This window comes from Neobacillus drentensis NBRC 102427 (genome assembly GCF_001591445.1).
GTDB classification, from domain to species: domain Bacteria; phylum Bacillota; class Bacilli; order Bacillales; family Cytobacillaceae; genus Neobacillus; species Neobacillus drentensis.
The window spans coordinates 1-2,192 of record NZ_BCUX01000125.1; the positions used below are offsets into that span (position 1 = coordinate 1).

General features: G+C 34.1%; 4 protein-coding genes. All 4 read left to right on the forward strand.

From position 1 onward, the window contains the following. Window positions 1-677: 677 nt before the first annotated feature. The 4 genes from yjcZ to BDR01S_RS24450 all read left to right on the forward strand — a co-directional run bounded on the left by yjcZ (window position 678) and on the right by BDR01S_RS24450 (window position 1,970). On the forward strand, window positions 678-815 hold the full coding sequence (gene yjcZ, locus BDR01S_RS24440) for a sporulation protein YjcZ (protein WP_066248187.1): 138 nt from the start codon (window positions 678-680) through the stop codon (window positions 813-815). 70 nt (window positions 816-885) lie between these two features. Continuing rightward, on the forward strand, window positions 886-981 hold the full coding sequence (locus BDR01S_RS25135) for a YjcZ family sporulation protein (RefSeq protein ID WP_082797577.1): 96 nt from the start codon (window positions 886-888) through the stop codon (window positions 979-981). 169 nt (window positions 982-1,150) lie between these two features. Beyond that, on the forward strand, window positions 1,151-1,393 hold the full coding sequence (locus BDR01S_RS24445; RefSeq protein WP_066248189.1) for a hypothetical protein: 243 nt from the start codon (window positions 1,151-1,153) through the stop codon (window positions 1,391-1,393). Window positions 1,394-1,457: 64 nt separating this feature from the next. Further along, window positions 1,458-1,970, forward strand: coding sequence for a hypothetical protein (locus tag BDR01S_RS24450; RefSeq protein ID WP_066248191.1), 513 nt, complete (start codon window positions 1,458-1,460; stop codon window positions 1,968-1,970). Window positions 1,971-2,192: the final 222 nt, after the last annotated feature.

The following is a 2,192-nucleotide window of genomic DNA, read 5'->3' on the forward strand; positions in this document are numbered from 1 at the left end:
AGAAATTTTGGATGGAAGGGCTTTTTCATTAAAATTTTGTGGGGACAAATCCATAACCTATTACAAAATCGGCGTTATGTAGCTAATCGCTATTTGCCAACAAAAAAAGAACTTTATCAGGACTTCTTTTTATAATTCTTCATTACAAATTAATAAGATCTTTATTACACCTTTCTAATTGTTCTTGTAGGATTAATATGTAATTCGTCATTGCCATTCTCATTGATAATCCCCCCTACATATTGAAAAAATCATTATAATTCTTTTCATGAGAATGGTGACTCAACTGAAGTGATTGTTACTCATAAAGACCTTATCCAAAAAAAAGCAGTCAAAAGTCTCCTTTATTTTAATAAGAATATTCATTTTTAAAAAATTTTTATTCCTTCTCAACGCTTGTCCAGTCCTCTTTATTCTTTTTGCATAGCTTATTAGGGAGAGACAGGAATCTCTCCGACCGCCGTGAAGTACTCAGACATATTATCACCTCTGAAAGGAGCGTATGTAAAAATGCATACGCTTCTTCTTGTTTTTCATCGGTTAAGAAATATTACGGTACGATTGCATATTTCTTCAAAAAAACGGGAACATGTCCAATCACGTTCTTTTGTAAAAAATATAATAACAGTGAGGGTAGTAATTAACATCCTCAAATACTAAATAGGTGGTGGAAAGATATGGGCTTTGGATCTTGCGGATACGATGGTGGTTATGGCAACGGCGGCGGTTATAGCATGGGTTATGGCGGCGGCAATACTTTTGTATTAATCGTAGTATTGTTTATCCTATTAATCATCGTTCTTGCTGTTGTTTAGTTTTTTTTGGACAATCTGAACACGTTTCATTTTAGATTTTACTAGTAATTTTCAAAATGGGGTGAGATACATGAGTGATGGACACCACAAAAGCTCAATGGCGTTAGTCGTTGTACTTTTCATTTTGCTAATCATTATAGGAACTTCCTTTATGAGTGGCTACTAATTCAAAAAAGTGACCCGTCACTTTTTTGAGGGAGCGAAGGACAGGTTTGAATAACCTGTCCTTTTTCCAAAGATTAATAAATAGAATACCTCGTATTCTGAACACAACCTGCTTGAGAAAGGAGGAAGAAAATTGCCTAATTCACTTATGAGATTTAGGGGTCAACCTATTGAAGTTAGAGATCATTTTGGTAGAGTTCATCGAGGATTCATGGATGGGTTTGATGGTCGAAGAAGAGGCGTGTTTATTCGGGATGGCTTTAGAAGAAGAAGATTTATCCCCTTCTTTTTCATTTTTGCCATTTCCTTTAGAGGACGCCGTATTTTCTAATAAAAACAACAGGTATCTGAATAAACATATTGGAAGGAAGAGCCTATTATGGGCTCTTTCTTTCATTATTAAGTGGGGCTGACCCTAAAATTACGGTTATTTTTTTTATTTTGAGGGAAAATAAACGTAATGAAGGAGGTATATAAATGCTAGCCTTTTTTCGAATCGGATTGATTTTAATATCATGGGGTACGGTTTTTTTCCTCCCCAAAAAGTCGTTTTTTAAATATCTACCGGTTACACTTTTTTCCTGTTTAATTATTTTAATTGAATATCTATTTGGTGCTCCTCGAAAATGGTGGAAAGCGAAGGGCGGGATTAAAACGATTGCCAATAATGGATTAACTTTTACTTTTGGACCTTATTTTATAGGGAATCTTTGGATATTTCATTTAACCTATAGGAAATTTTGGCTATACACCCTACTTAATTTAATGTTGGATTACCTGCTTGCTTATCCATTAAATGCATTTTTTGAAAAAATTAATCTTTATAAATTAAATAAAATTAAACCCATTCATCTTTTTCTACTTTCGTTAGCTTATTCATTTATGAATTATGGTTTCCAGATAATATTGGATAAAAACCAACCAACTGAACAAAAAATACAGCAGCACGGAAAAGGTAAGTTGGTCCTTAGACCGCAAAACAACGATTAGTATAATTGGTTATTTAGCCCTCAATTGAGTAACCAGCGAAAGTAGAATAAGCGGAGATTTTCCGGTTAAGTTAGAATGAAGCTCGTTTTAGGGGGATATAAGCGGAGGTTTTCCGCTTATGCAAGGCAATATTACCTAATTTCACCTTTTTTGAGTCAATAGGCGGAATCTCTCCGCCTATTAGGAGTATTTTTAATGTTATTTACAAATTAAGCGGAATTG

What these genes read in the sequence shown, in the direction of transcription:
- BDR01S_RS25135 (WP_082797577.1), top strand. Translation starts at nt 886, where the DNA reads ATGAGTGATGGACACCACAAAAGCTCAATGGCGTTAGTCGTTGTACTT.
- BDR01S_RS24450 (WP_066248191.1), top strand. Translation starts at nt 1,458, where the DNA reads ATGCTAGCCTTTTTTCGAATCGGATTGATTTTAATATCATGGGGTACG.
- yjcZ (WP_066248187.1), top strand. Translation starts at nt 678, where the DNA reads ATGGGCTTTGGATCTTGCGGATACGATGGTGGTTATGGCAACGGCGGC.